This window comes from Streptomyces colwelliae (assembly GCF_048158785.1).
GTDB lineage: Bacteria > Actinomycetota > Actinomycetes > Streptomycetales > Streptomycetaceae > Streptomyces.
The window spans coordinates 1-3,262 of record NZ_JBLTJC010000646.1; the positions used below are offsets into that span (position 1 = coordinate 1).

At 70.0% G+C, this 3,262-nt stretch carries 4 protein-coding genes; 2 read left to right on the plus strand and 2 right to left on the minus strand.

All coding sequences use genetic code 11. The features are described from left to right. Both ACNFOC_RS52565 and tatA read left to right on the plus strand, forming a co-directional pair. The coding region (locus ACNFOC_RS52565; RefSeq protein ID WP_416966050.1) for an HAD-IC family P-type ATPase at nt 1-1,302 on the plus strand (1,302 nt) is incomplete at its 5' end. Between the two features lie 31 nt (nt 1,303-1,333). Beyond that, the gene (tatA, locus tag ACNFOC_RS52570; RefSeq protein ID WP_416966051.1) at nt 1,334-1,573 is read left to right on the plus strand and encodes a Sec-independent protein translocase subunit TatA; all 240 of its coding nucleotides are present in this window, start codon (nt 1,334-1,336) and stop codon (nt 1,571-1,573) included. A 93-nt stretch (nt 1,574-1,666) separates the two neighbouring features. Here the strand turns inward: tatA and ACNFOC_RS52575 are convergent, their stop codons facing one another. Both ACNFOC_RS52575 and ACNFOC_RS52580 read right to left on the minus strand, forming a co-directional pair. Then, nucleotides 1,667-2,107 carry a DUF6114 domain-containing protein gene (locus ACNFOC_RS52575; protein WP_416966052.1) on the minus strand — a complete coding sequence of 147 codons (441 nt, stop codon included), beginning with the start codon at nt 2,105-2,107 and terminating at the stop codon, nt 1,667-1,669. Then, nucleotides 2,107-2,790: a DUF6230 family protein gene (locus ACNFOC_RS52580; protein ID WP_416966053.1), complete on the minus strand. Its 684-nt coding sequence runs from the start codon at nt 2,788-2,790 to the stop codon at nt 2,107-2,109. The genes ACNFOC_RS52575 and ACNFOC_RS52580 overlap by 1 nt, the downstream gene beginning before the upstream one ends. Nucleotides 2,791-3,262: the final 472 nt, after the last annotated feature.

The following is a 3,262-nucleotide window of genomic DNA, read 5'->3' on the forward strand; positions in this document are numbered from 1 at the left end:
GGGCCGGTGGGGGAGGAGTACGACGGCGTCGGGTCCGTGCCCTTCGATCCGGTACGGCGGCTCGCGACGGCGGTGGTGCGGGGCGAGGCCCTCGGCACGCACACGCTGATCGTGAAGGGCGCGGTGGAGGACGTACTGGAGCGGTGCGCGGTGGCCGCCGCGGAGCGCGACCGGCTGCTGGCCCTGGCCGAGCGGGAGGCTGAATCCGGCCTGCGGCTCCTGGCGGTCGCCACCGCCGAACGCCCCGCACGCGCGCGTGACTACGGCCCGGCCGATGAACGCGGCCTGCTCTTCCGGGGGTTGGTGACCTTCCACGACGCCCTGAACCCGGACGCAAGGGACGCCCTGCGGGCCCTCGCCGACCTGGGCATCGGCGTGCGGATCCTCACCGGCGACCATCCGGCGACGGCGGCGCGGGTGTGCCGGGAGCTGGGTCTTGAGCCGGGGGAGGTGCGGGTCGCCGCGCGGTGCACGCCCCAGGACAAGGCCCGCGCGGTCGCCGTCCTGCGCGCGGCCGGACACACGGTCGGCTTCCTCGGGGACGGCCTCAACGACGTCCCCGCGCTGCGCGCCGCCGATGTCGGCATCGCGCCGCGTGCCGCCGTGGACGTGGCCCGCGAGGCCGCCGACGTCGTGCTCGCCGGCAAGGACCTCGCCGCGGTCCGGCACGCGGTCACGGCGGGGCGGCGCAGCAGCGCGAACATCGCCTCGTATCTGCGGATCACGCTCTCCTCGAACCTCGGCAACGTCATCGCGATGCTCGCGGCCGGCCTGCTGCTGCCGTTCCTGCCGATGCTCCCGGCCCAGGTCCTCGCCCAGAACCTCTGCTTCGACGCGGCCCAGCTGGCCTTCGCCCACGACCGTCCCGGCGCCGCGGTGCTGCGCCGCCCGACCGTGCTGCGCCCGCGGGCGTTCCTCCGCTTCCTCACCGGATTCGGGGTGCTGAACGCGGTCGCCGACCTCGCGACCTTCGCGGTGCTCGCGCTCGCGCCGCGCGGCCCGGACGCCGTGGACGACGAGGTGCTGTTCCACTCGGCCTGGTTCACCGAGAACCTGCTCACGCAGGCGGTGGTGATGCTGCTCCTGCGGACCGGTGGCGGTGCACCAGGTCCGGTGGGGCGGGCGGCGGCCGGGCTCGCCGCCGTAGGAGTGCTGCTGCCCCTGAGCCCGCTGGGCGCGCCGCTGGGGATGACGGGACTGGCGCTCCCTTATTACGTCCTGCTGGCGGTCGTGCTCGGTGTGTATGCCCTGGCCCTGAGGGGTCTGCGGTCCATCTCAGGGTTGTACAGTTGCGCAACATAGCAACTGTCGTGAGGGAAGAAAGGGCGAGGCCATGCTCCGCAACGGACTGGAACCCTGGCACCTGCTGGTCGTGGCGATCGTCGTCATCCTGCTGTTCGGCTCGAAGAAGCTCCCGGAGGCCGCACGCGGACTGGGCAAGTCCATGCGCATCCTCAAGAGCGAGGCGAAGGCGATGAAGGAGGAGAGCAACGTGGCGGAGCCGACGGCCACGTATCAGGCCGCCGAGTCCACGGTGGCCACTCCGACGGAGCCGCCCGCGACCGCCACCTGAACTGACTCGCCGTCACCCACCGTACGGGCGACGGGAGTTCGGTGATCGCGGCACGCGTCGAGCCCCGGCTGTCGCCGGGGCCGGTCCGACGCGTCAGGCCTGCTGCTGGAGGGACTCCGTGGTCGTCTTCGCCTCGCGCTTGCGGCGTTTGCGTTCCGACCGCGGCTCCTGGTCCGGCAGCCAGCCGAACGCCATGCAGCTGCCCACGATGCCCAGCAGCAGCCCGATGAAGAAGCCGCCGAGGTTCGAGGTGACCCAGCTGCCCAGGGTGCAGAGGATCCCGACGATCGAGTAGAAGAGGCGCTGGCCCGGGCTGAAGAGGATCAGCAGTCCGCACAGCAGCATCACCACGGGCAGCAGGTAACCGGTCATGCCCTGCATCCCGATGTGCATCGCGACCTTCAGCGACACCTTCTCCGTGAGCAGGATCTCCGCCCCGCCCAGGGCGAGCAACAGCCCGCCCCAGAACGGACGGCGGGCCCGCCAGCGCCGGAAGGCGGGCCCTTTCCCCTGCTGTGGCAGGTTCTCCGACATCAGCAACCCGAGTCGCTGAAGCTGAGCTTGAGGCCCGGCAGCTTGAACACACCCGCCGTGGTGGCGTAGTTGGTCTGCCGCAGGTTGTCGATGTGCACGGTGTCGGACTGCTGGCTGAAGACGCCCTTCTTGCCCTGCACACCCGCCTTGGTGAGCGTGCTGGCGTCGTTGCCGATCTCGATGTTGCCGAAGGACGCGTCACCCGACAGCTCGGTCGAGTCCGTGGTCAGGTCGGTCGCCGAGACCTTCGTCGAGCCGCTGCCCGCCTTGATGAGCAGGTTGATGCCGCCGAGGTCGACGCTCTGGCAGAGGCTGTCGAGCGTGGCCTTCTTGATGGCGGAGGTCATGACCAGCACCTGGCCGCCGGTGTCACCCTCGTTCGGGCTGTTCGGGATCATGCTGTCCAGGTCGCCGAACTGCTCGAAGCCGGTGCCGTCGAGCGACTTGGCGGTGACCGTGAACGGCATGCCCGAGATGGAGAACTGCACCCCCAGGGCGCCCTGGGCGGTGAGCACCGCGAGGGCCGCGGCGGCCAGCGTGGCCGGCACCGCCATGATCGCGGCACGGCGCAGTCGGACCTGACCGCGTCTCTCGGGACCCTCGGCTGCCTCGGGTACGGAACCGCTTTCCGGCTGCTCGGGGGTGTTTCCGTTGGACGGGTTGGCGTCCGAGGGTGAAGCCATGTCTGCTCCCATGTGCTGCTCTGGTTCAACGCGAGTCGGTATCGAAGTGGCGCGTTGTCCTGGCGCGGACAGCGAGTGCGGCGCACCCTTCCCCCACAACTCCCGGCGGGTGCAAGGGCTTTCAAGGTTACGCAGCAGTAGCCGACGAGGAAGTTACCGGGGGTTACATTGAAGGGTCAAGGGAGTTGTGAAAAAAGAGTGTTGATGATGCGCCACCTGTGAGGCAAGGCCTTCCCGGACATCCGCAAAGCCCCGGCTTGTACATCAACTTGCCCTGCATCCCTTGACGTTGACGGACACTCAGGTCTACAACTCTCCCTTGTTTGCCGGATCCGTGGCGCCGGATCCGCCGCGCGGCACGAGCCGCGTTCCCGGACTTCCCTTTCCGCAGGGGCACTTCATCGCCCCCCAGAGTCCGAACCCTCGCGGCCCGGCACGGCCGCTTCCCCCCTGGTCGTGCCGTCCGCCCCAC